The sequence below is a fragment of the Aeromonas popoffii genome (assembly GCF_037818705.1).
GTDB lineage: Bacteria > Pseudomonadota > Gammaproteobacteria > Enterobacterales > Aeromonadaceae > Aeromonas > Aeromonas popoffii.
Map to the genome: position 1 here is coordinate 1,827,298 of NZ_CP149129.1, position 25,966 is coordinate 1,853,263.

Below are 25,966 nucleotides of genomic sequence, written 5' to 3' on the forward strand. Positions count from 1 at the left end.
GAGGTCATGCAGCCTTTGCCAGATGCTGCTTTGGGGTATAACCATCCAGCGCCATATTGGGCCGCTCATGGTGATAAACCCACAGCCATTGTGTTGCAAACTCTTGGAGATCCTCCAGCGTGCCAAACAGATGATGAGCCAACCAATCGTAACGTACCGTTCTGTTAAACCGCTCTATGTACGCGTTCTGCTGAGGATTGCCTGGTTGGATATACCCCAAAGTGATCTCCTGTTTCGCCGCCCACGCCTTGAGCACTTCGCTGATATATTCTGGTCCATTATCGCACCGGATCATCGCCGGTTTGCCACGCCACTCAATAACCTGTTCCAGTGCGCGCTTGACCCGTGAAGCGGGCAATGATAAATCAACCTCAATGCACAGCGCCTCGCAGTTAAAATCATCGATCACATTAAACAATCGCACTGACCGGCCATCGCTCAGTTGATCGTGCATAAAATCCATCGACCAGGAGTGGTTGGGCTGCGCAGGTATGGCCAGAGCCTGCGGCTTTTCACGTACCAGTCGCTTCTTGGGCTTGATACGCAAGTTCAGTTCAAGCTCCCGATAGATCCGGTAGACCCGCTTGTGGTTCCAAGCAAACCCTTTGACGTTACGCAGGTAGAGGAAGCATAGGCCAAAGCCCCAGTTCCGCTGGCTATTTCCGCAATAAGCTGGTTTTCATCGGCGAGCATGGGTTGATAGCGATAACAGCCTTCTCTGACCTTGAAGATGTTGCAGGCTCAGGCTAGCCGGATAGAAATGGCAAAGAGTGACACGGCTTTGGTAGCCATCTCCCTGCGGGCAGATGGCGTCACCACTTTTTTGCTATGGCCTCGGCGATAATCTCGGCTTTGAGGCGCTCCTCGGCATACATCTTCTTGAGACGGCGGTTTTCCTCCTCCAGCTCTTTGAGGCGAGCCATGAGAGAGGCATCCATGCCACCGAATTTGGTGCGCTACTTGTAAAAGGTGGCGGAGCTGATGTCATGCTCGCGGCAGAGTTCAGGGACGGGTGAGCCAGACTAGGCCTGTTTGAGGATGGCGATGATTTGGGCATCGCTAAAGCATGATGTTTTCATGTAGAACCTCCTGCGTTCAAGATACGAGAAAATTCTACTTATGAGCACCCCAAGTTTTCGGGGGGATTACCATCCCTGACCGTACTACCATCATGAATTTCCGGCATCTGCTGGAGCAGCACCAACTGGCACGCCAACTCTTCGAGGCCATCAACCAGTGGCTTTGTGAAGCCGGCATCATGATGAAGCAAGGCACGCTGGTCGATGCCACCATCATCGAGGCCCCCAACTCCACCAAGAACAAGCGTGGAGAGCGTGACCCCGAGATGCATCAGACCAAGAAAGGCAATCAGTGGTATTTCGGCATGAAGGCTCATATCAGCGTCGATGCCAAGAGTGGCCTGACTCACAGTCTGGAGACCACGTCAGCCAACGAGCACGACCTCAATCAGGTGGGTCATCTGCTCCATGGCAAGGAAGCGTTTGTGTTCGCTGATGCCGGATATCAGGGGGCTGAAAATCGTGAAGAGCTGGCCGATGTGAAGGCTGAATGGGCGATTGCCATGCGCCCTGGCAAACTCAAGTAGCTCAAAAAACATCCTCGTCAAAACAAAGCAGTCATTGCTTTTGAGAGGCTCAAATCCAGCATCCGCGCCAAAGTGGAACACCCGTTCCGGCTTATCAAGCGCCAGTTTGGCTTTCTGAAAGCATGGTACAAAGGGCTACGCAAGAACGACAACCAACTGGCGATGTTGTTTAAGCTGGCGAATCTATTTCGAGTGGACCAGATGATACGGGCATGGGGTAGCTGCGTCCAAAAAACGAGATAAGCCTCGTAAATGAGGCGAAATAGCGCTTAAAAGACCGGTTTGGGCGGTAAAAAGTCAGAATCTCGGAGTAATGAGCATTTCAAATGTGGCAAGGGGTTGATGGTGAAGGTACGACCCACTTGTTCGCACCTTCCCTTGAGGGCCCGGTAAATAGGGGCTACTATCAATGTTGTCGTGTTGTATTGTTATTGTTTATTTATTGTGTGATTTTGGGCCAGAATGGACCTGAATGGGTGTTAATGAATTTGGTGTTAGGGGGGGGGTATGCTCCATATGAGGCTTTGCGGTTTTCTTCGATTCTCTCTTTTGTTAACGTTTAATTTTGTTTCGTTTGGTGCGATAGCGGATTATCACATCTCTTCAGGTATTTTTTCTATCACGTCAATGACATTAAAAGAAAGTATCCTTTTCGCTGTTGATCGCGATCCATCAATTATCCAGCAGGCTGCACAATTGGGAATTAGTCAGGCGAAAATAGATGAAGCGCGTAGCGGCTGGATGCCGAAAATATCGTTGAATGGTAGCGCAGGCCACAGTCAAACCACAGATTCCAGCGGGTCACTAAGGAATTCGGCTGCTTTGGGCTTGAGCCTGACACAGCTAGTTTACGATTTTGGGAAGACGAACAACAGCATTAGTCAGTCTTCTGCTCAGCGAGATAGCTATCGCTATCAACTGATGGGCGCGCTATCTGATGTGGCGGAAAAAACGGCCCTGAACTATGCGGAGGTCAAACGCTACAACGATCTGTTACAGGCGGCAAAAGAGAGTGTTCTGGCGCTCAAAAACGTCGAGCAATTGGCAACATTACGCGCGGATGCTGGCGTGAGTTCAACTTCAGACGAACTCCAGGCACGTACGCGTATTGCCAGCATGCAAGCGATGGTAGAACAGTATAACGCAGCGTTAAATAGTGCCCGTGCAAGGCTTGCTGTATTGACCGGCATGCAGGCTGAAACCTATTCACCTGTGCCATCAAACCTCATCGTTGAGCCGGATTCGCTGGACCGAATTGATTATTCGTTGATACCGGCGGTAATGGCCGCGCAGAACATGGAACGTTCGGCCCAATATGGAGTGGAAACCGCAAAGTCTCAGTACTGGCCAACGCTAAGTCTCAAAGGGGGGCGCACACGCTATGAGTCGGATAAGCGCTCGTACTGGGACGATCAAATTCAGCTCAATATCGATGCGCAGCTTTACCAGGGCGGCGCCGTTTCAGCCCGGGTGCGTCAGGCTGAAGGGGCAAGGGCAATTGCATCGTCCCAAGTCGACCAAGCTCGATTCGCTGTATTGCAAAAGGCGTCTGTGGCGCAGGCAGACTGGACGGGTGCGCGCGGGAGAATGGCTGCTGCCAAGCTACAGCTGGAACATGCGTCACGCGCCCGCGATGTCTACAAAAATGAATATACTTTGAGTAAACGAAGCATAAATGATTTGCTTAGCGTTGAACAGGATGTGTGGCAGGGCTCCTCATCGAAAATAATGGCTGAATATGATGGCTGGAGCTCGGCAATTAATTACGCCTCAGCTGTTGATAATCTCATGACGCTTGTCGGAATAGAAAAAAATGCTGCTGAAAAACTACCCGACTTACATTGATTAAAGATGGAGCGCCTGCTGATAAATAAGTCTGGAATGAATGGTTTTTTCCCAGGGGGAACTATGTCCATCTGGCGATAATATCCAAAGGTGTCCGCGCACCTGCAAGGGGTAGAATATGAGAGTCATTAAAGTTGTTGATGTCATTATTCGAAAAACAGCGGAGATAACGAAATTAACCGGTGAGGGGAACTTGTCGGTTTCTATTCCATCGCCAAGTGTCATTGAAATTCAGGGTTCTGCTCAGGACGTGGTGCGTTATGTCCGCCAGGGAAAAGACCTCATTATTTACATGAAAGATGGCAGCGTTATCCGCTGCAATAACTATTTTGTCGAAGATCCTGAGACCCATAATCAGTCAGAACTGGTTTTCAACGATCAACAGGAACTGACTCATATTTCTTTTGCTGATGCCGGAGAAGCGTCTGGCGTTGCAGCCATCGAATTAACCGCGCAGGCTACACGGATTAGCAGTATCGAACCTTTCCTTGAGCAGGGAGGTGTTTTAAGCGATGTGCCGTGGGGCTGGATTGCGGGGGCTGCATTGGGCGGCGGTGCCATCGGCGCACTGCTGGCAAACGGTGGTGACGGGGAAACCAAAATCATCGACAATACCAAAGTTGAAAGTGCAACGCCGACCTTTTTGCTGACGGACAAAGTAGGTGACAAGCAGGGTGTGCTGAGTGCAAAAGAGATCACGGATGATAACACCCCAACCTTTAGCGGCACTGGGCAGTCGGGCGCGACCATTCAGGTCAAAGACAGCAGAGGAAACACAATAGCCAGCACCATGGTCGGTATAGATGGCACTTGGACTGTAAAATTGCCGACCCAGACAGACGGGGAACATACCTGGTCGGTTGTGCAGATCGACGGCAGTAAAATTACCTCTGCGGGTAGCATCACCGTGACCATCTTCACCGCCGTCGCCACTATTACGCTGGCGACGACGGCGGGCGATAACGTTATCAATGCCAGCGAGCAGTCCGCAGGTTTTACGCTCTCCGGTGAAAGCAAAAATCTGCTTGAGGGAACAGCGCTTACCGTTACGCTGAACGGAAAAACCTACACGACTGAAGTGGAGGCCGGTGGCGCATGGAACATTAAAGTATCTGCAGCAGACGCTCGGGCACTAGGTGACGGCACCTGGACGGTGAACGTAAGCGGCAAAGATGCGGCGAGTAACAGCGTGAGCGGAAGCCAGACGATTGGTGTTGATACCACTGCGCCTGCAATTTTGGTCGATACCATAGCCCGTGACAACATTATCAACGCGGCTGAGCACAATCAAGCCCTGACGCTGACAGGGAAAACGGACGCGGAAGCTGGTCAGATTGTGACGGTGACGCTGAACGGGAAAAACCATTCGGTAACGGTGGACCGCGACGGTACCTGGTACGTCACGCTGCCTGCCAGTGAGGTGGAATCGCTGGCGAATGGCGACTATACCCTGACGGTGAACGTCAGTGATAAAGCGGGGAATGGATCTTATACCACTGCCGATTTCACTGTCGATACCCTAGCTCCGGTGGTAACTATCAACACCGTGTCAGGGGATGATATTTTGAATACCAGCGAGCAGGGTCAGGCCCAGATTATTTCCGGCCAGGCAAGCGGCGCGGCTGTGGGGGATGTAGTCACAGTCACTGTCGGGGGGCAGACACTCACCGGTTTAGTGCAGGCGGACAGCAGCTGGAGCGTGGGTGCACCTGCGTACGTGTTGGGCGCATTGGGTGAAGGCAACCACAGCATTTCGGCCTCCGTTACCGATGCGGCAGGCAATACCGGTAGCGCCACGCGCGGCATCATGCTGAGCGGTAACCCTCCGGAATTTACGATAGACGCCATCAGCCAGGATAACGTCCTGAATGCCCAGGAGGCGATACAGCCGCTGCGCCTGACCGGCACCAGCAATGTGCCAGACGGCAATGCCATCATCGTGATGCTGAACAACGTCAACTATCAAGCCACTGTCGAAAACGGCGTCTGGTCGGTGCAGGTGCCGGTTTCTGACGTGCTGAATCTGGCGAACACGCTTTACATCGTAAACGTCAGCGGCACCGACAGCGTCGGCAACAGCGGTTCTGCCAACGCGAACCTGCTGGTTGATACCGTGCTGCCGCGGGTGATTATCAATACCTTTGCGGGCGACAACCTGGTCAATAACGCTGAAGTGGGCGTTGATCAAACGCTGAGTGGACGCGTCACCGGCGCGGCGGCAGGTGATACTGTCTCCATTACCGTGGGCGGCAAAAGCTACATTGCAACGGTCGGTAGCGATTTGACTTGGAGCGTCACTATCCCGTCAGCGGATCTTAAGGGGTTCGGCGATGGCGATTTGACCTTTACCGCATCGGTTACCAACAGCCACGGTAATACCGGCACAGGTGAGCGTGATATCAACATCAACGCTGAACTGCCGGGCCTGCGTGTCAACACTATCTCTGGCGATGACGTGGTCAACGCCATTGAGCAGCAGCAGGATTTGACCGTCACCGGCTCCAGCACCCATCTGGCAGCAGGCACGCAGATCACCGTCACCATCAATAACATCGATTATGCCGCCGTGGTCACCGCCAGCGGTAGCTGGCAGATCGGTGTACCTGCCTCCGATCTTCAAGCCTGGACGGCGGGTGACATCGGCGTGCTCGTCAGTGCACAAGATGCCTGGGGTAACACGGTTTCTGCTGAACACCTAATCGAACTCGACCTGAATGCAGTGGCGGTCACCATCGATCCCGTCACCCACGACGACATGCTGAACGCTGCTGAAAAAGGCAGTGATTTAACCCTCTCCGGCCAGACGCAGGGCGTGGAAGCAGGGCAGACCGTGGTGGTGAAATTCGTCGACCAGACCTTTACCGCGCAGGTACAGCTGGACGGTTCATGGGGCCTGACCGTACCGGCCAGCAGAATGGAAACGCTAATTGACGGGCGCGCGCAGGTGAGCGTCAGCGTGACTAACGTCAACGGCAACAGCGCCGACGCATCGCGTGTGGTGACGGTCGATACCCAGCCGCCAACGATTACGCTCGATAACCTGACCACCGATAACATCATCAATGCGGCAGAAGCGCAGCAGGAACTGGTGTTAAGCGGCAGCAGCAATGCGGAAGCGGGCCAGAGGGTCACCGTGACGCTGAACGGCAAAACCTATCAGACCACCGTACAGACGGACGGTACCTGGCAACTGAGCGTACCTGCCGCTGACGTCGGTGCACTGGCCGAGGGTACCGTCATAGTGACGGCAACCGTGCGTGATGTGGCGGGCAACAGTAGCAGCGCGAACCGTGTTGGGCTGGTGGATGCTACCGTACCGCAGGTGACCATTAACGATTTTGTCACCGATACCAATACCGTTAACCAGCTTGCCCATTCCCAGGCGCAGATCCTGAGTGGCTCCGTCACCGGTGCGGCTGTGGGCGATTTAGTAACAATTAATATCAATAATGTGGATTACACCACAGTGGTGGATGCGGCAGGCAACTGGAGTCTTGGCCTGCCAGCGTCCGCCGTGCAGGGTCTGGCAGACGGCACCTGGACCATTAACGTCTCCGTGACCGACCAGTCCGGCAACACGGGCAGCAGCTCGCTTGACGTCGTTGTTAATACCGTCACGCCGGATATTGGCATCAATACTTTGGCAGCGGACGATGTGATTAACGCCAGCGAGAAAGGTGAAGATCTGCAGCTCTCCGGGACCAGCAATCAGCCAGAAGGGACCACGATCACCGTTACCCTGAACGGCATCAATTACCGCGCCACCACTGACGCCAGCGGCAACTGGATCGTCACCGTGCCTGCCTCTGCGGTGAGCGCGCTGGGCGAAGCGAATTACACAGTGACGGCGAGTGTCACCGACAATGTGGGCAACAGCGCCTCTGCCACACATGATGTGCTAGTAGACAGCTCGCTGCCGGTTGTCACCATCAACACCTTGGCGGGCGACAACATTGTTAACGCGGCGGAAGTATCAGCGGGTCAAACCCTTACCGGCAAGGTGACTAATGCAGCGTCTGGTGACACTGTCAATATTACCCTAGGCGGTCAGACTCTCACCGCCACAGTACAGATTGGTCTCATTTGGGGCATCACGTTAACCCAGAGCCAATTAACTGCACTCGGTAACGGCGACTTGACCGTATCGGCAAGCGTCACTAACGCGTACGGCAATACCGGTTCTTCTTCCCTGGACTTCACCATCGACGCCCAGCTGCCGGGCCTGCGTATCGATACCGTGGCGGGTGATGACGTTATCAACATTATCGAACACGGCCAGAACCTGATTGTGTCCGGCACCAGTACAGACTTGGTGACAGGCAGCACAGTCACCGTGGCCATTAACGGCAAAGAGTATGCCGCAACAGTACTGGCTGACGGGACCTGGAAGGCGGCTGTACTAGCGGCGGATGTGTCCCAGTGGGCAGAAGGTTCGCTCACTATCAGCGCCAGCGCGCAGGATACCTCTGGCAACCCGGTGAATATCGGGACTGTGGTGGATGTCGATCTCGCGCCGGTGGCGATCAGCATCAACAGCATCACCGCTGACAATGTGCTTAACGCGGCGGAAAAAGGCCAGGATCTGGTGCTTTCCGGTTCCTCATCCAACGTTGAGGTGGGTCAGACTGTTACGGTCACCTTTGGCGGTAAAACCTATAACGCAACGGTGGATGCAAACGGCAACTGGATATACACAGTTCCGGCGGCAGATCTGAGCGGTCTGAAAGATGGCGATGCCAGCGTGAAGGTGAGCGTGACCAACGTGAATGGCAACAGGGCCTCTTCCGCGCAGGAATATAGCGTTGATGCCACTGCACCGACGGTCACCATTAACACCATCAGCAATGACAACATGCTGAACGCAGCAGAGGCGGCGCAGGATCTGACTCTGAGCGGTACATCAACCGCTGAAGCGGGCCAGACCGTTACCGTGACTTTCAATGGCAATCAGTATACCGCGCAGGTTCAGATGGGCGGCAGCTGGACGCTCAACGTATCGGCAGCCGATTTGGCTGGTATCACCGACGGTAATGCCACGGTAACGGCTATCGTTTCCGACAAAGCGGGCAACCCGGTCAGCACGGATGCCTCTGTGCTGGTGGACATCACCGTGCCACAGATCACCTTCAACATCGTTGCGGGTGACGATATCGTGAATATCGCTGAACACGGCCAGGCGCTGATTGTCTCCGGCAACGTGACCGGCGCACAGGCGGGCGATGTGATCACCGCGACCCTGAACGGTAAAAATTACACAGCGATGCTGGACGTGTCCGGCAACTGGAGCATGGGGATCCCGGCGGCTGATGTGGGCGCGCTGGTCAATGGCGACCATACGATCTCTACGACAATCACCGATAAAGCCGGTAACAGTACTACCGCGACGCATGATGTGGCGGTTTCCCTGACTGCACCGACGATCGCCATCAATACCCTTGCGGGTGATGACGTGATCAATGCTACCGAGAAAGGCGAAGATCTGCTGCTTTCTGGTACCAACAACCAGCCGGACGGGACCACCATTACGGTCACCCTTAACGGCATTAACTACAGCGCTACCACCGACGTCAGCGGCAACTGGATCGTCACCGTGCCAGCCTCTGCGGTGAGCGCGCTGGGCGAAGCGAATTACACCGTGACGGCGATCGTGACCGATACCGCAGGCAACAGTGCGAGCAGCAGCCATGACGTGCTGGTCGATAGCGCATTGCCGGCGGTGACCATCAACACCATTGCGGGTGACAACGTTATTAACGCGGCGGAAGTGGCAGCAGGGCAGACGATCAGCGGCAAAGTGGCAAACGCAGAAGCGGGCAATACCGTAACGGTGTCTATCGGCGGCAACAATTACACCGCCACGGTGCAGAGCGATCTGAGCTGGTCTGTAAACGTACCGGGATCCGTATTGACGGCACTGGGTAATGGCGATCTGACCGTCGCGGCCAGCGTTACCAACGGCGTGGGTAACAGCAGCACCGGCGAGCGTGATATCACTATAGACGCCAACCTGCCGGGCCTGCGCGTGGATACCGTAGCGGGTGACGATGTGATCAACAGCATCGAACATGGTCAAAACCTGATTATCACTGGCTCCAGCGATGGCCTGACGGCAGGCACAGCGCTGACGGTGACTGTGAACGGCAAAACCTACGCGGCAACGGTGTTGGCGGACGGTACCTGGACGGCAGCGCTCCTGGCGACAGACGTGAGTGCGCTGACTGCGGGCACGGTCACAGTGACCGTTGAGGGTCAGAGCTCGGCAGGCAACCCGGTGTCCATTCATCACGATGTGAAAGTGGATCTGGCGACGGTCGCGATTAGCGTTGACGCCATCACGTCTGATGATGTGATTAACGCGGCGGAGAAGAGCGCGGATCTGGTGTTGTCTGGCACCACGACCAACGTGGAAGCCAACCAGACCGTCAACATCCTCTTTGGTGGTAAGAGCTACACTGCCAATGTGGATGCCGACGGTAAATGGACCGCCATTGTGTTATCCAGCGACCTTGCGGGTCTGAAAGACGGTGATGCCAGCGTGCAGGTCAGCGTGATCAACGTGAATGGCAACAGCGCGTCGGCAGGTCGCGAGTACAGTGTGGACGCCACCGCACCGTCCGTGACCATTGATAAGGTTGCCGGCGATAACATGATCAACGGCAGCGAAGCGTCCGCAGGAGTGACGATTATCGGCACCAGCACCGCCGAAGTGGGGCAGACAGTGACTGTCACGCTGAACGGCGTGGACTACACCACGATCGTGCAGGCGAACGACAGCTGGATCGTGACCGTGCCGTCAATCGATCTGAGCGCTATTGCCGATGGAAACTACACCATCAGCGCTGTCGTATCCGACAAAGCGGGCAACCCGGCCTCTGTGGATCGTGATGTGCTGGTCGATACCACTGTGCCACAGCTGATCATCAATACCGTTTCGGGCGACGATGTGATTAACAGCGCCGAGCACGCGCAGGCGCTGATTGTCACTGGTTCCGTCACCGGTGCGGCAGCGGGCGATGTGCTCACCGTGACCATCAACAACAAATCTTATACCTCCATTCTGGATGCCTCGGGCAACTGGATCGTGGGGGTGCCTGCGGCAGACGTTAACGCGCTGACGGCCGGGGATTACACCATCACCGCCGAGCTGACCGATAAAGCTGGTAACAGCAACAGCGCTACGCATGCCATTGAAGTGAACCTGACCGCGCAAGTTCTGACCATCGACACTGTGTCCGGCGACGATGTGATTAACAACATCGAGAAAACCCAGGATCTGACTATTTCCGGCACAGCGACTGGTCTGGCGGCGGGCACAGTAGTCACCGTGATGCTGAACGGCAAAGCCTACAGTGCCACGGTCGATGGCAACGGACAGTGGACGACCACTGTACCGGCAGGTCAGGTGGGGCAGTTGGGTGAAGCGCTATACACCGTCACGGCGTCCGCGACGGACAGTGTGGGCAACAGCACCAGCACGTCACACACAGTGAGCGTTGAATCCCTACTGCCTGGTGTCACCATCAACACCATTGCGGGTGACAACGTTATTAACGCGGCGGAAGTGGTAGCAGGGCAGACGATCAGCGGCAAAGTGGCAAACGCAGAAGCGGGCAATACCGTAACGGTGTCTATCGGCGGCAACAATTACACCGCCACGGTGCAGAGCGATCTGAGCTGGTCCGTAAACGTACCGGGATCCATATTGACGGCACTGGGTAATGGCGATCTGACCGTCACGGCCAGCGTTACCAACGGCGTGGGTAACAGCAGCACCGGCGAGCGTGATATCACTATAGACGCCAACCTGCCGGGCCTGCGCGTGGATACCGTGGCGGGTGATGATGTGATCAACAGCATCGAACATGGTCAAAACCTGATTATCACTGGCTCCAGCGATGGCCTGACGGCAGGCACAGCGCTGACGGTGACTGTGAACGGCAAAACCTACGCGGCAACGGTGTTGGCGGACGGTACCTGGACGGCGGCGCTCCTGGCGACAGACGTGAGTGCGCTGACTGCGGGCACGGTCACAGTGACCGTTGAAGGTCAGAGCTCGGCAGGCAACCCGGTGTCCATTCATCACGATGTGAAAGTGGATCTGGCGACGGTCGCGATTAGCGTTGACGCCATCACGTCTGATGATGTGATTAACGCGGCGGAGAAGAGCGCGGATCTGGTGCTGTCCGGCACCACGACCAACGTGGAAGCCAACCAGACCGTCAACATCCTCTTTGGTGGTAAGAGCTACACTGCCAATGTGGATGCCGACGGTAAATGGACTGCCATTGTGTTGTCTACCGATCTTGCGGGTCTGAAAGACGGTGATGCCAGCGTGCAGGTCAGCGTGATCAACGTGAATGGCAACAGCGCGTCGGCAGGTCGCGAGTACAGTGTGGACGCCACCGCCCCGTCCGTGACCATTGATAAGGTTGCCGGCGATAACATGATCAACGTCAGCGAAGCGTCCGCAGGAGTGACGATTACCGGCACCAGCACCGCCGAAGTGGGGCAGACGGTCACCGTTACGCTGGGCGGTAAGAGCTATATCGCGCAGGTGCAGCAGGGTGGTATCTGGAGCGTCAACGTGCCAGCCGCTGACCTAGCCGCTCAGACTGACGGCAGCGTGACCGTCACGGCATCCGTGAGCGACAAAGCGGGTAACCCGGCGTCTGTCGACCACAACCTGATGGTAGATGTGACCGTTCCGGTGGTGACCATCAACGCCATCGCGGGCGACGACGTGATTAATGTCTTCGAACACAGCCAAGCACAGATCGTCAGCGGCTCCGCGACCGGCGCAGCGGTAGGCGATCAAGTGACCGTCACTATCGGTGGGCAGACTTACACTACCGTGCTTGATGCGGCGGGGAACTGGAGCGTGGGCGTGCCGGCCAACATCATTTCTGGCCTCAGCGACGGCACCGTAACGGTGAACGCCAGCGTCACCGATGCAGCGGGTAATACCGGTACCGGCAGCCATAACGTGACAGTCGACACTGGCCTGCCGTCCGTGGGCTTCAACGCCATCAGTGGCGATAACGTACTGAACGCGGTAGAGAAAGGGCAGGATCTGAGTGTCAGCGGCACCAGTGCCAACCTCGCGGAAGGTACGGTGGTCACCGTAACTCTCAACGGTAAGCAGTACACCGCGACGACTGCGGCGGACGGTAGCTGGAGCCTGACGGTACCGGCGGCGGATCTGGCTGGCCTGGGTGAAGCCAACTACACCCTGATCGCGGCGGCCACCAACGGCGTGGGTAACAGTATCAGTAATACCGCCAACTTGCAGGTCGATAGCGCGTTGCCGGCGGTGACTATCAACACCATTGCGGGTGATAACGTTATTAACGCGGCGGAAGTGGTAGCAGGGCAGACGATCAGCGGCAAAGTGGCAAACGCAGAAGCGGGCAATACCGTAACGGTGTCTATCGGCGGCAACAATTACACCGCCACGGTGCAGAGCGATCTGAGCTGGTCCGTAAACGTACCGGGATCCATATTGACGGCACTGGGTAATGGCGATCTGACCGTCACGGCCAGCGTTACCAACGGCGTGGGTAACAGCAGCACCGGCGAGCGTGATATCACTATAGACGCCAACCTGCCGGGCCTGCGCGTGGATACCGTGGCGGGTGATGATGTGATCAACAGCATCGAACATGGTCAAAACCTGATTATCACTGGCTCCAGCGATGGCCTGACGGCAGGCACAGCGCTGACGGTGACTGTGAACGGCAAAACCTACGCGGCAACGGTGTTGGCGGACGGTACCTGGACGGCGGCGCTCCTGGCGACAGACGTGAGTGCGCTGACTGCGGGCACGGTCACAGTGACCGTTGAAGGTCAGAGCTCGGCAGGCAACCCGGTGTCCATTCATCACGATGTGAAAGTGGATCTGGCGACGGTCGCGATTAGCGTTGACGCCATCACGTCTGATGATGTGATTAACGCGGCGGAGAAGAGCGCGGATCTGGTGCTGTCCGGCACCACGACCAACGTGGAAGCCAACCAGACCGTCAACATCCTCTTTGGTGGTAAGAGCTACACTGCCAATGTGGATGCCGACGGTAAATGGACCGCCATTGTGTTATCCAGCGACCTTGCGGGTCTGAAAGACGGCGATGCCAGCGTGCAGGTCAGCGTGATCAACGTGAATGGCAACAGCGCGTCGGCAGGTCGCGAGTACAGTGTGGACGCCACCGCCCCGTCCGTGACCATTGATAAGGTTGCCGGCGATAACATGATCAACGTCAGCGAAGCGTCCGCAGGAGTGACGATTACCGGCACCAGCACCGCCGAAGTGGGGCAGACGGTCACCGTTACGCTGGGCGGTAAGAGCTATATCGCGCAGGTGCAGCAGGGTGGTATCTGGAGCGTCAACGTGCCAGCCGCTGACCTAGCCGCTCAGACTGACGGCAGCGTGACCGTCACGGCATCCGTGAGCGACAAAGCGGGTAACCCGGCGTCTGTCGACCACAACCTGATGGTAGATGTGACCGTTCCGGTGGTGACCATCAACGCCATCGCGGGCGACGACGTGATTAATGTCTTCGAACACAGCCAAGCACAGATCGTCAGCGGCTCCGCGACCGGCGCAGCGGTAGGCGATCAAGTGACCGTCACTATCGGTGGGCAGACTTACACTACCGTGCTTGATGCGGCGGGGAACTGGAGCGTGGGCGTGCCGGCCAACATCATTTCTGGCCTCAGCGACGGCACCGTAACGGTGAACGCCAGCGTCACCGATGCAGCGGGTAATACCGGTACCGGCAGCCATAACGTGACAGTCGACACTGGCCTGCCGTCCGTGGGCTTCAACGCCATCAGTGGCGATAACGTACTGAACGCGGTAGAGAAAGGGCAGGATCTGAGTGTCAGCGGCACCAGTGCCAACCTCGCGGAAGGTACGGTGGTCACCGTAACTCTCAACGGTAAGCAGTACACCGCGACGACTGCGGCGGACGGTAGCTGGAGCCTGACGGTACCGGCGGCGGATCTGGCTGGCCTGGGTGAAGCCAACTACACCCTGATCGCGGCGGCCACCAACGGCGTGGGTAACAGTATCAGTAATACCGCCAACTTGCAGGTCGATAGCGCGTTGCCGGCGGTGACTATCAACACCATTGCGGGTGATAACGTTATTAACGCGGCGGAAGTGGTAGCAGGGCAGACGATCAGCGGCAAAGTGGCAAACGCAGAAGCGGGCAATACCGTAACGGTGTCTATCGGCGGCAACAATTACACCGCCACGGTGCAGAGCGATCTGAGCTGGTCCGTAAACGTACCGGGATCCATATTGACGGCACTGGGTAATGGCGATCTGACCGTCACGGCCAGCGTTACCAACGGCGTGGGTAACAGCAGCACCGGCGAGCGTGATATCACTATAGACGCCAACCTGCCGGGCCTGCGCGTGGATACCGTGGCGGGTGATGATGTGATCAACAGCATCGAACATGGTCAAAACCTGATTATCACTGGCTCCAGCGATGGCCTGACGGCAGGCACAGCGCTGACGGTGACTGTGAACGGCAAAACCTACGCGGCAACGGTGTTGGCGGACGGTACCTGGACGGCGGCGCTCCTGGCGACAGACGTGAGTGCGCTGACTGCGGGCACGGTCACAGTGACCGTTGAAGGTCAGAGCTCGGCAGGCAACCCGGTGTCCATTCATCACGATGTGAAAGTGGATCTGGCGACGGTCGCGATTAGCGTTGACGCCATCACGTCTGATGATGTGATTAACGCGGCGGAGAAGAGCGCGGATCTGGTGCTGTCCGGCACCACGACCAACGTGGAAGCCAACCAGACCGTCAACATCCTCTTTGGTGGTAAGAGCTACACTGCCAATGTGGATGCCGACGGTAAATGGACTGCCATTGTGCTGTCTACCGATCTTGCGGGTCTGAAAGACGGTGATGCCAGCGTGCAGGTCAGCGTGATCAACGTGAATGGCAACAGCGCGTCGGCAGGTCGCGAGTACAGTGTGGACGCCACCGCCCCGTCCGTGACCATTGATAAGGTTGCCGGCGATAACATGATCAACGTCAGCGAAGCGTCCGCAGGAGTGACGATTACCGGCACCAGCACCGCCGAAGTGGGGCAGACGGTCACCGTTACGCTGGGCGGTAAGAGCTATATCGCGCAGGTGCAGCAGGGCGGTATCTGGAGCGTCAACGTGCCAGGCACTGACCTGTCCGCACTGGCGGATAACGGTTACACCGTGCAGGTTAGCGTGAGCGATGCTGCCGGTAACCCGGGCAGCGCGGGCAAAGCGATTACGCTTGATACCACGCTGCCGACCGTTAGCTTTAACGTCGTGGCGGGCGATGACGTCATCAACAGCGTGGAGCATGCACAAGCGCAGATCGTTAGCGGTACGACAACCGGCGCGAACGTCGGCGATAAGGTGGTGATTACCATCGGTTCTAGCCAGTACACCACCACCGTTGACGCCAGCGGCAATTGGATCGTGGGCGTACCAGCCAGCGTGATCTCCTCGCTTGCCGACGGCACCGTGACCATCAGCGCGACCATCACGGACAGTGCGGGTAACAGCAGCACCCAGACGCACGATGTTGTGGTTAACACCGTCTCCGTGGCGCTCACCGTCAACACTATTGGTGGCGACGATGTTATCAACGCGGTAGAGGCCGGAACCTCATTGGTGATTAACGGCTCAAGTGCGCAGTTCGCCAGCGGCACGCAGGTCACAGTGACCCTGAACGGTAAGAGCTATACGGCCACCATTCAGAGCGACGGCACCTGGAGCACAACCGTACCCGCCGTAGACGTGGGCGCACTGGCCGATGGCGCGCGCTTTCAGGTCTCTGTCTCTGCTCAGGACAGCGCGGGCAATAGCGCCTCGGCAACGCATAACATCAGTGTGGATACTACCGCGCCGGTGATCAGCGTTAATACGCTGTCGGGCGACGATGTGTTGAATGCGGCGGAAGCACAACAGCCGTTGACCGTTCACGGATCTTCCAATGCGGAAGCGGGTCAGACTGTGACCGTCACGCTGGGCGGCAAAACCTATGCCGCAACGGTCGGCAACGACGGTACCTGGACACTGGCCGTTCCAGTTGCAGACATAGCCACGCTGAGTCAGGGCGCGCTAACGGTAACCGCCTCGGTCAACGATAAAGCCGGTAACAACGGCCAGAGTACGCATACCTTAACGGTAGATACAGTAGCGCCAACCGTCACCATCAGCACCGTGGCAGATGACGATATCGTCAACAACGCCGAGCAGCAGGCTGGCCAGACTATCAGCGGTACCACCACGGCGGAACAGGGGCAGACGGTGACTGTCTCCTTCAACGGTCACAGCTATCAGGCGACCGTGGGGGCTGGCGGCTCGTGGTCGGTGTTTGTGCCGGGACGTGATTTTCTCGGTCTGAGTGACGGCGATTACACCATTACGGCAACGGTAAGTGATAAGGCCGGTAACCCGGGCAGCGGAACGCACGACGTGACGCTGAACGGTGACGTACCGACCATCACGATCAACACCTTTGCGAAAGACGGTATCGTCAATGCAGCCGAACACGGCACCCCTCTGGTTGTCAGCGGCACCACCGACGCGCCTGCGGGCCAGACGGTGACAGTGACGCTGAACGGCAAAACCTACACCGCAACTGTGCGGGCTGACGGCAGTTGGACTTACACGGTCGGCAGCGCAGACGTGACCGCGCTGGCGGATGGCGGTTCGTATGTGATTAACGCCTTGGTGAGCAACACTATTGGTAACAGTGTCAGCGATAATCATACGGTAACTGTGGATCTCACCGCGCCGTCTATGGGGATCAGCATTGATTCGTTGCAAAACGATACTGGCCTCCGCGCGAGTGATTTCATCACTAACGACAGCCATGTGATCGTTAACGGCTCCCTGACCGCACAGCTTGGCAACAACGAGAAAGCGCAGATTAGCCTAGATGGTGGATCAACCTGGATTGATCTGACCGTCACCGGTACCAGCTGGCGTTACACCGATGGCCGCACCCTGACGGACGGTACGTATCAGTATCAGGTTCGCGTTATCGATAATGCTGGTAACGTTGGGGCAACGGACAGCCAGGACGTGGTGATTGACCTTACCGCGCCTGCGGCAACCACCATTACCGTGGATTCCATTACACAGGATACAGGATTCTCTGGCAGCGACTTTATCACCAGCGACAACCAGATCAGTCTGAAAGGGACCATAGGGGGGGCGCTGGGCAGCGGTGACCACGCGCAGATCAGTCTAGACGGTGGTGTGACTTGGACCGACGTCAGCGTAAGTGGTTTGAGCTGGACCTATGTAGATAGCCGAACGCTGGCCGACGGTGATTATAACTACCAACTGCGCGTTGTTGACGATGCGGGCAATATCAGCGCCACCGCCAGCCAGGTAGTGACGATTGATACAGTCGTGCCGGACGCCAGCAAAACTATCTCCATCGACCGCATCAGCGATGATACCGGCCTGAGCAGCAGCGACTTTAGCACTAAAGATACCTCACTGACGCTTAACGGTTCACTCGGTGCGACGCTGCAAGATGGGGAATTTGTGCAGGTCAGTTTGGATAGCGGCATAACATGGCAGTATGCCACCGTTATCGGCAACAGTTGGTTCTATATTGATGGTCGTACGCTGGAAAATGCCACCTATGACTACTGGGTGCGTGTAATTGATACCGCGGGAAACGTCGGTGCGTCTGCACACCAGGAGGTGACGGTCGATCTTGTGGCGCCGGATAGCGCAATTACCGTTAGCATCGACAGCATTTCGACAGATACAGGCTATCGCGACAGCGACTACTTGACCAAGGATACGTCTCTGACCATCAATGGGTCCATCGGTGCCCCGCTGGGCAGTGGCGAATATGTTCAGATCAGCGTAGATAACGGTGTGGTCTGGCAGTATGTGACCATGAATGGTAATCGCTGGACCTTCGTTGACTCACGTGACCTGCCGGAAGGCGATCACACCTATCAGGTCCGTGTGGTGGATTTGGCAGGGAACACTGGCGCTACGGCTCAGCAGATTGTCACCGTTGACCTGACGCCGTCTGCTACCGCCGCGACCATTGTCAGCTATATCGACGAGGTGGGGTCGTTACGCGGCGAATTCGGGTCTGGTACGACAACGGATGATCGCCTCCCGGTGCTTAACGGTACCTTGTCTGCCGGTCTTTTGAATGGAGAACTGGTGCGAGTTTATAGCGCTGATGGCACGTTGCTTGGCGAAGCAAATGTGAACGGTATCGCATGGTCATTCGCACTGATCGATCCGCTGGTCGACGGCCAACAAGGTGAATTCTACGCGGTGGTTGTCGATGCCGCCGGAAACGAAGGCGCACATTCTCCGGTGTTTAATTTCACTGTTGACCTGCAAATGTATGTGGGGACTCAGGACACGTTGGATAACACGCCAATCATTACTGGTCGCGTTTATTTCGAGATCCTTGATGGTGAATACGTTGAAGTGACGGTCAACAATGTGGTTTACAGTTCCCACAACGGTGTCGTGGTCGTCGATCCGAAGAACAGTACCTGGTACGTGCAAATTCCTGACGGAGATGCGCTCGCACTGGGAACATATGATGTTAAGGCTGTGCTTTATAAAGCCGATGGTACGCATATTACGGCGGATGACTCCACGAATGAACTGACGGTATCTCCAACGCCGCAGATTAGCTTTACCTCAAATGCGGCGTCTTCTCAGGATACCGGTACTGCGTTGACCCTTGCTGAAGATGGTTCATGGCGTCTTCTCAGTAACTCGACGGTCTTCACGCAGAATGCGACCAGTTCGACGACGTTGGGATCATTTGGTTCCGTTGTCATCAGTGGTCCAGACAGACAGCAACAATCATCATTTGTCGATTTTGACCGCGATGGCCTGATGGATATCCTGGGGGCGGATACCGGCTTTGCGAACGGCCAGCAGTCGTTCAAATACAATGCTGATGGTACGTACACCACCTTCCAGGTAGGTTCCTTCGGTGTTGTGGGACAAACCAACGATGCTAACAGTAACACCTACAGCTGGTTTGGCGGCGTGATGGGCATTGATATTGATGGCGATGGCTATGTTGACATGGTCTACGGCGATGGCACTCCAAACGACTCCAATGCACGGGGCGGTTATGACACCCAGGTCGTGATGAACACGGACGGCACGGTCATCGGCTTCAATAAAAGCGGTGCGTACGTTGAAACCTCTACGATACAGGACGGTGTGGCATCAACCAACAATAACAACGCGCAGATGAGTCGTGATCTTTCCGGCGTGGATCTCAATAACGATGGCTATGTCGATATTGTGTATCACGGAACGACAGGAACCAACTTCACATCAGGTGGTGGTTCCAGTACTGCGACTACCCGGTTGGTGGTGGTGACCAATGGTGTGAATGCCAATGGTAACTATACGCTTACCAATACCCAGATTGTGACGGGCGTTTTCTCAGGAAACCAAGGAGCAACAAGCAACTACTTCACCACGATGACCTGGGCCGATCTTAACGGTGACGGTTATATGGATCTGTTTGTTGGGGGGCTGACCGGCCAGGGTAACGCCACCAGTGCCCTTTTCTACAACAATGGCTCTGGGAATTTAACTGCGGCGGCTAACGGTGTGGGAACAGGGTCGAGTATTCAGACCTTTGGCGACAGCGTGAATAGTATGTCCTCGCTGGCTGTGGACTGGAACGGCGATGGCAAGATGGACTTGATCGAAATTGCGGGTGCTGCGGGTAGTACTGTTGCCACTAACGCCAATAACATCGGTCTGCTGTGGCTGAATAACGGTGTGAACACCAGTACCAGTCAGGTTAACTGGACGTCGCAAACGCTGTTAACCGGTGCAAACCAGGGTAGTACTAACATTACGACAGGCGCGCTGGCGCTGGATCTCGATTATGACGGTGACCGGGATTTGGTTGTGTTCCGCGCGGCAGGCGGCAAGACGGAGTACATCGAAAACACCAGTACTATTAATGATGGCACCAGCATCATTCTGCGTATTTCTGATGCAAATGGTATTAATGCCTTCTATGGTAATACGGTGCTACTGGTGGATGATAATACCGGTAAGGTTGTCAGCTCGCAGGTGATTAACCCGCAGGGCGGCGTGAACATGAACGACTCCACCGGACTTGTTTATTTCTACGGTCTTGATGCGAGTAAGTCCTACAGTGCCGTATTGCTCTCCAGTGGTAATGACTTCGGCGGTGTATCGTCCGTGGGTTTCGACTCTTCCGGCGTTACGAATACTATCGAGAGCGTTAACGCCTCCTGGGCCGGTCTTAAGGCGGTAGAGAAGAACCATACTTATGTGCTGACGGCAGAAAATGGAGACTCGGCGGTTGATAGTTTGCTAGCCGCCACTGACGGTACCAACACAGTCGGTATTGTGGGGACAGGCTATAACGACACGTTATATGCAACGGCTGGCACACACATCTATAACGGAGGTGGCGGTAGCCGTGTGGTGTCGGATTTTAACGTCTGGTCCTCGGAAGGCGGTATGGATATCGTTGACTATAAACTTGTGGGCACGACATCGTTGAGCATCGACTTGAGTAAGACCACTATGCAAGATACCGGGTTTGGTTTTGCTCAGTTCGTTAACATAGAAGGATTAGCCGGTGGTACCGGTAATGATGCCTTTACCGGTAATGTAGCGGACAACTTCTTCGAAGGCCGTGGCGGTAATGACATCTTCAATATCGGTAGCGGTGGTCAAGATACGCTGCTCTATAAATTGATCAATGCGTCAGATGCCACGGGCGGCAACGGTAGTGATGTGGTGAACGGCGTTACCGTGGGGACCTGGGAAGGAACAGCGGATACGGATCGCATCGACCTGCGCGATCTGTTTTCTGGCAGCGGTTATACCGGCACAGGCTCGGCGAGCTATGTGAACGGTGTGGCGACGCTGGACAGCGGTGCGGGCAACATCACCGATTACATCGGCGTTGTGCAAAACGGCAGCAGTACCGAGATCCACGTTGACCTAGACGGGACGGGAGGCCAGTTCTCACCAACCACGCTGGTGACGTTGAGCGACGTGCAGACGGATCTGGCTACACTGCTGGCTAACCATCAACTGTTAATTGTGTAAAACAACGCCTCTGGGAGAAATCCTCGCAATCTTTTGCGTTTTTTACACGAATTGCGTTAACCCTATATTTCACAAGATTCTTTTCGGACCTGCTTGGAAGCTGTTCGGTTTTGAATCGTTTCGCAAAGGCATCATTTCAGTGCGAAATTACCGCACTGGACAGGGCGTAGCATTATGAATACACATCCGCAGTACGAGCCTTGGTTGCAAGGCATGCTTATTATCGCTAAGCACTATCGGCTGGACTTCTCTGCGGAGCATGTCCGGGTCACGATGAACCATGAAAGTCAGTCCCCGCACCAGTTGGTACTTGAAGAGATGGCACGCCAGCTCGGACTTGGGCTACGGGTGGTTGCTGCTGAGTCGGTCTCTCTTGACCCGTGGCGTTTGCCACTGCTCGCTGAATTTACCGAAGGGCAAATTGCAGTGATTAACCGCATGGACAGTGACGGGAATGTCAGCCTCCAGTTTAGCGGGGATGGCGGTCTGGAAACGGTCCTTGTGCGTGAAGAGCTGGGTTCGCGTTTAAAACGTTTACTGGTGCTGCGTCCGATTGAATCAACGCCGGATGCGCGCGTGGATGACTACATCAAGCCTTATGAGAAAAACTGGTTCTGGCAACTGGCACTGAAAGACTGGCGTCGTTACAGCGATATTATGCTGGTAGCGTTGGTTGCCAACGTGCTAGCACTGTCCGGGATGGTATTTTCCATGCAGGTATACGACCGGGTTGTGCCATCACAGTCGGAGGCTACACTGTGGGTGCTGTTTGGCGGCGTTATGATTGCCATCATCTTCGAATTCATTATGCGCATGCTACGCGTGCATATTTCCGATGTGGTGGGTAAACGCGCTGACCTGCGCATTTCTGAACGCGTCTTTGCCCACGCGCTGCGTATCAAAAATGGGGCTCGCTCCAAATCGACAGGATCGTTTATCGCACAGATCCGCGAGCTGGAGTCGGTGCGCGAACTGATTACCTCAACCACCATTGCTGCGATCTCCGATCTGCCATTCTTCCTGCTGTTTGTGTTTATTTTGTGGATGATTGGCGGTCCTCTGGTATTGGTTGTGCTGCTCGCCGTGCCGTTACTGCTTATTCCTGGCCTGCTGGTACAGTGGCCACTGGGGAAACTCTCCAGTGAAGGGATGCGCGAATCAGCCATTCGTAACGCCACGCTGGTTGAAGCTGTACAGGGCATTGAAGACATCAAACTGATGCGTGCCGAGCAGCGTTTCCAAAATCAGTGGAATAACACCAACGATGTCGCGGCCAACGTGGGCATGAAGCAGCGCTGGCTAACGGGGCTACTGCTGACCTGGACGCAGGAAGTGCAGTCGATTGTTTACGCGGCGGTGTTGCTGGTGGGTTGTTATCTGGTGATCCGCGGGGACATGACCATAGGTGCGCTGGTGGGGACATCGATCCTAGCGTCCCGTACGATTGCGCCATTATCACAGATTTCAGGCGTGCTTTCCCGCTGGCAATCGGCAAAAGTGGCGCGAAAGGGGCTAGACGATTTGATGCAGTGCCCGATTGACGATCCACTGCAGGGCAAGAAAGTGCATAAAGCCCATCTGCGTGGTGATTATGCGCTCGAAGGCGTTGGGTTTTATTACGACGAAGAAAAACTTACCGTTCTGAACATCAGCAAACTGCAGATACGTGCCGAGGAGCGTATTGCTGTGCTTGGCCGTAATGGTTCGGGTAAAAGCACTTTGCTGCACCTTCTGGCGGGCATGCAGGAGCCTCAGCAAGGTAGCATCCTGCTGGATGATATCGCGCTGAATCATCTGGATCCGTCCGATGTGCGCCGCGACATGCAACTGCTCAGCCAGCAGGCTCGGCTGTTCTTTGGCTCCGTGCGTGACAACATCCTGATGGGTAATCCACTGGCAACTGACGATGAAGTCCATCAGGCGCTGGTCAACAGTGGCGCTCTGGAGTTTGTCCGCAAGCAAAAAATGGGGCTGAACTACATCATCAACGAAGGTGGTGCTGGATTGTCTGGCGGTCAGCGTCAGGCATTGCTGCTGGCTCGTGCCCTGATTACCTCGCCTAACATTCTGCTGCTGGATGAACCAACCGCCTGGTTGGATGAGATCAGCGAGAAGCAGTTTATCCAGCATCTTAATCAGTGGTTAGGCAAGCGCCGGACGCTGGTGGTGGCTACTCATCGTCTGCCGATCCTGGAGCTAGTCGATCGTATCATTGTGCTGGAAAACGGTAAGGTGGTGATGGATGGCCCTCGCGATAAGATCTTTCGCCAGTACAGTAGTGTCCTGCAAAAGGCACCACAGCGTACCGTTACCATGAAACCGGCGGCGGTAGCAGAGGAGGGCGTAGCATGAATGATTTTGCCCGCTTTAACTGCCGTCTGAAGGAGCCGCCCCTGCCGCGATCAACGTGGGTGGCATGGTCGCTGTTTGCCCTGCTGACGATATTTGTCACTTGGGCGAGCGTGTTTCATCTTGATGAAGTAACCACCGGTAGTGGCAAGGTGATCCCGTTTTCCCACGAACAGGTGATCCAGTCCCTGGAAGGGGGCATCATCCACAGTCTGCTGGTGCGCGAAGGCGACATCGTCGAGCGCGGTCAGCCGTTGGCGCAGCTTGACCGGACGAAAACCGAGTCAAGCGTGCTGGAGAGTGCGTCTCGCTTGAATGCTGCTATGGCAACGGCTGCACGTCTGAATGCGGAGGTGAACGACACGGAGCAGGTTTTCCCATCTGAACTGGATGATGACGTGGAATTGGTCAGGCAGGAGACGGCGCTGTATCAGTCACGCCGCGAGAGTCTTGAAAAAGGGTTAGCCGGCTTACGCCAGGGGGTAGAGCTTGTGCAGAGCGAGTTGGCGTTAACCCGCCCGCTGGTGATGCAGGGGGCGGCCAGCAAGGTTGAAGTCTTACGTCTTGAGCGCCAAAAAAATGAGCTTGAGAACAAAATCATAGAGATGAAAAACCAGTATTACGTCCGTGCCCGAGAGGAGCTGGCGAAAGCGAATGCGGAGATCGAAGCGCAGCGTTCTGTGATGAAAGGGCGTGAAGATTCCCTGACTCGTCTGACATTTAATGCGCCGGTAAGAGGCATCGTTAAGGATATCGACGTCACTACGTTCGGAGGTGTCATCCCCCCGAACGGTAAGCTGATGAGTCTGGTGCCGCTTGACGATCAGATGGTGATTGAAGCGAAAATTTCCCCGCGGGATGTTGCCTTTATCTATCCGGGTCAAAAAGCGCTGGTGAAAATTACCGCGTATGACTACTCCATCTACGGTGGACTGGAAGGTGAGGTGACGATGATTTCGCCGGATACGCTGCAGGATGAGGTGAAAAGGGATGTTTACTACTATCGCGTCTATATCCGTACGAACAGCAACCATCTGACGAACAAACAGGGTAGGGAATTTGCGGTGTTTCCAGGTATGATTACCACCGTTGATATAAAAACGGGAAGTAAAACTATTATTGATTATCTACTAAAACCGTTGAACAAAGCTAAGGAGGCATTGAGAGAGAGATAAAACGTCGCTCACGAGCCTAGGTGAGAGTGCGATCAAGTTGGTCATCATGAGTGACATGCCCACATTTTAAATTTTCATTATTCCATGCATCGGTCTCATTCCCTCCCAAATACGGCGCTTTAGCGCATGCTCCCCATGCCCTTATCATCTGGTCCACTCGAACCAGATTCGCCAGCGTAAACAACATCGCCAATTGGTTGTCGTTTTTTCGGAGCCCCTTGTACCGCGTTTTCACAAAGCCAAACTGGTATTTGATGAGCCGGAACAGTTGGGGCGAATGCTGGATTTGAGCTTCTCAAATGCAATCACCGCTTTGTTTTTACGAGGGTGCTTTTTTGAGCTACTTGAGCTTGCCGGGGTGCATGGAAATCGCCCATGCGGCCTTTACATCGACCAGCGAGCCTTGCTTCATCAGATGCCAGCCTCACAGAGCCACGGGTTGACGGCGTCAAAGAGTTGGCGTGCCAGTTGGTGCTGCTCCAACAGATGGCGGAAGTTCATGACGGTCGTGCGGTCAGGGATGGCCTGGTCCAGGGAGAGTTTGGCAAACAGACGTATCGAGGCAATCTCCTAGAGTGCGTCTTCCATGGTGCCGTCGCTGAGGTTATACCACTTCTGCATGCAGTGAATGCGGAGCATGATGTCGAGTGGATAGGGACGACGACCGTTACCCGCTTTGGGGTAGATAGGTTCGATGAGACCGAGCATTCTGGCCCATGGGATCAAAGCGTCCATGCGGGTCAAGAATATCTCTTTGCGGGTTTTGCGGCGTTTACCATTGAACTCGCTATCCGCGAAAGTGCGTTGATGACTCATGCTGAACCTCATCTCTAATATCAGTAGGGGACATGATCTCACTGAGCGGGCTTAATT

At 55.5% G+C, this 25,966-nt stretch carries 4 protein-coding genes and 3 pseudogenes; 5 read left to right on the forward strand and 2 right to left on the reverse strand.

Annotated elements, in window-relative coordinates; translation table 11 throughout:
• Positions 1 to 4 precede the first annotated feature (4 nt).
• Positions 5 to 1,079 (reverse strand): annotated as a pseudogene (locus WJM78_RS08625) (IS3 family transposase).
• Positions 1,080 to 1,150: 71 nt separating this feature from the next.
• Between WJM78_RS08625 and WJM78_RS08630 the strand changes: the two are divergent.
• From WJM78_RS08630 to WJM78_RS08650, 5 genes and pseudogenes are all read left to right on the forward strand, one after another.
• Positions 1,151 to 1,849 (forward strand): annotated as a pseudogene (locus WJM78_RS08630) (IS5 family transposase); the annotation flags it as partial.
• A gap of 264 nt (positions 1,850 to 2,113) precedes the next feature.
• Complete coding sequence (locus WJM78_RS08635; RefSeq protein WP_339015134.1) at positions 2,114 to 3,451, forward strand: TolC family outer membrane protein; 1,338 nt, start codon at positions 2,114 to 2,116, stop codon at positions 3,449 to 3,451.
• Positions 3,452 to 3,569: 118 nt separating this feature from the next.
• On the forward strand, positions 3,570 to 21,569 hold the full coding sequence (locus tag WJM78_RS08640) for an Ig-like domain-containing protein (protein ID WP_339015135.1): 18,000 nt from the start codon (positions 3,570 to 3,572) through the stop codon (positions 21,567 to 21,569).
• A 174-nt stretch (positions 21,570 to 21,743) separates the two neighbouring features.
• Entirely contained in the window at positions 21,744 to 23,921 is a 2,178-nt protein-coding gene (locus WJM78_RS08645) for a type I secretion system permease/ATPase (protein WP_339015136.1), read from the forward strand.
• A complete protein-coding gene (locus tag WJM78_RS08650) occupies positions 23,918 to 25,093 on the forward strand; it encodes an HlyD family efflux transporter periplasmic adaptor subunit (protein WP_339015137.1) in 1,176 nt (391 codons plus the stop codon). Before WJM78_RS08645 ends, WJM78_RS08650 begins: the two co-directional genes overlap by 4 nt.
• Positions 25,094 to 25,232: 139 nt before the next feature.
• On the opposite strand, the pseudogene WJM78_RS08655 reads toward WJM78_RS08650, so the two are convergent.
• Positions 25,233 to 25,909 (reverse strand): annotated as a pseudogene (locus tag WJM78_RS08655) (transposase); the annotation flags it as partial.
• Positions 25,910 to 25,966: the final 57 nt, after the last annotated feature.

What these genes read in the sequence shown, in the direction of transcription:
- WJM78_RS08635 (WP_339015134.1), top strand. Translation starts at nt 2,114, where the DNA reads ATGCTCCATATGAGGCTTTGCGGTTTTCTTCGATTCTCTCTTTTGTTA.
- WJM78_RS08650 (WP_339015137.1), top strand. Translation starts at nt 23,918, where the DNA reads ATGAATGATTTTGCCCGCTTTAACTGCCGTCTGAAGGAGCCGCCCCTG.
- WJM78_RS08645 (WP_339015136.1), top strand. Translation starts at nt 21,744, where the DNA reads ATGAATACACATCCGCAGTACGAGCCTTGGTTGCAAGGCATGCTTATT.
- WJM78_RS08640 (WP_339015135.1), top strand. Translation starts at nt 3,570, where the DNA reads ATGAGAGTCATTAAAGTTGTTGATGTCATTATTCGAAAAACAGCGGAG.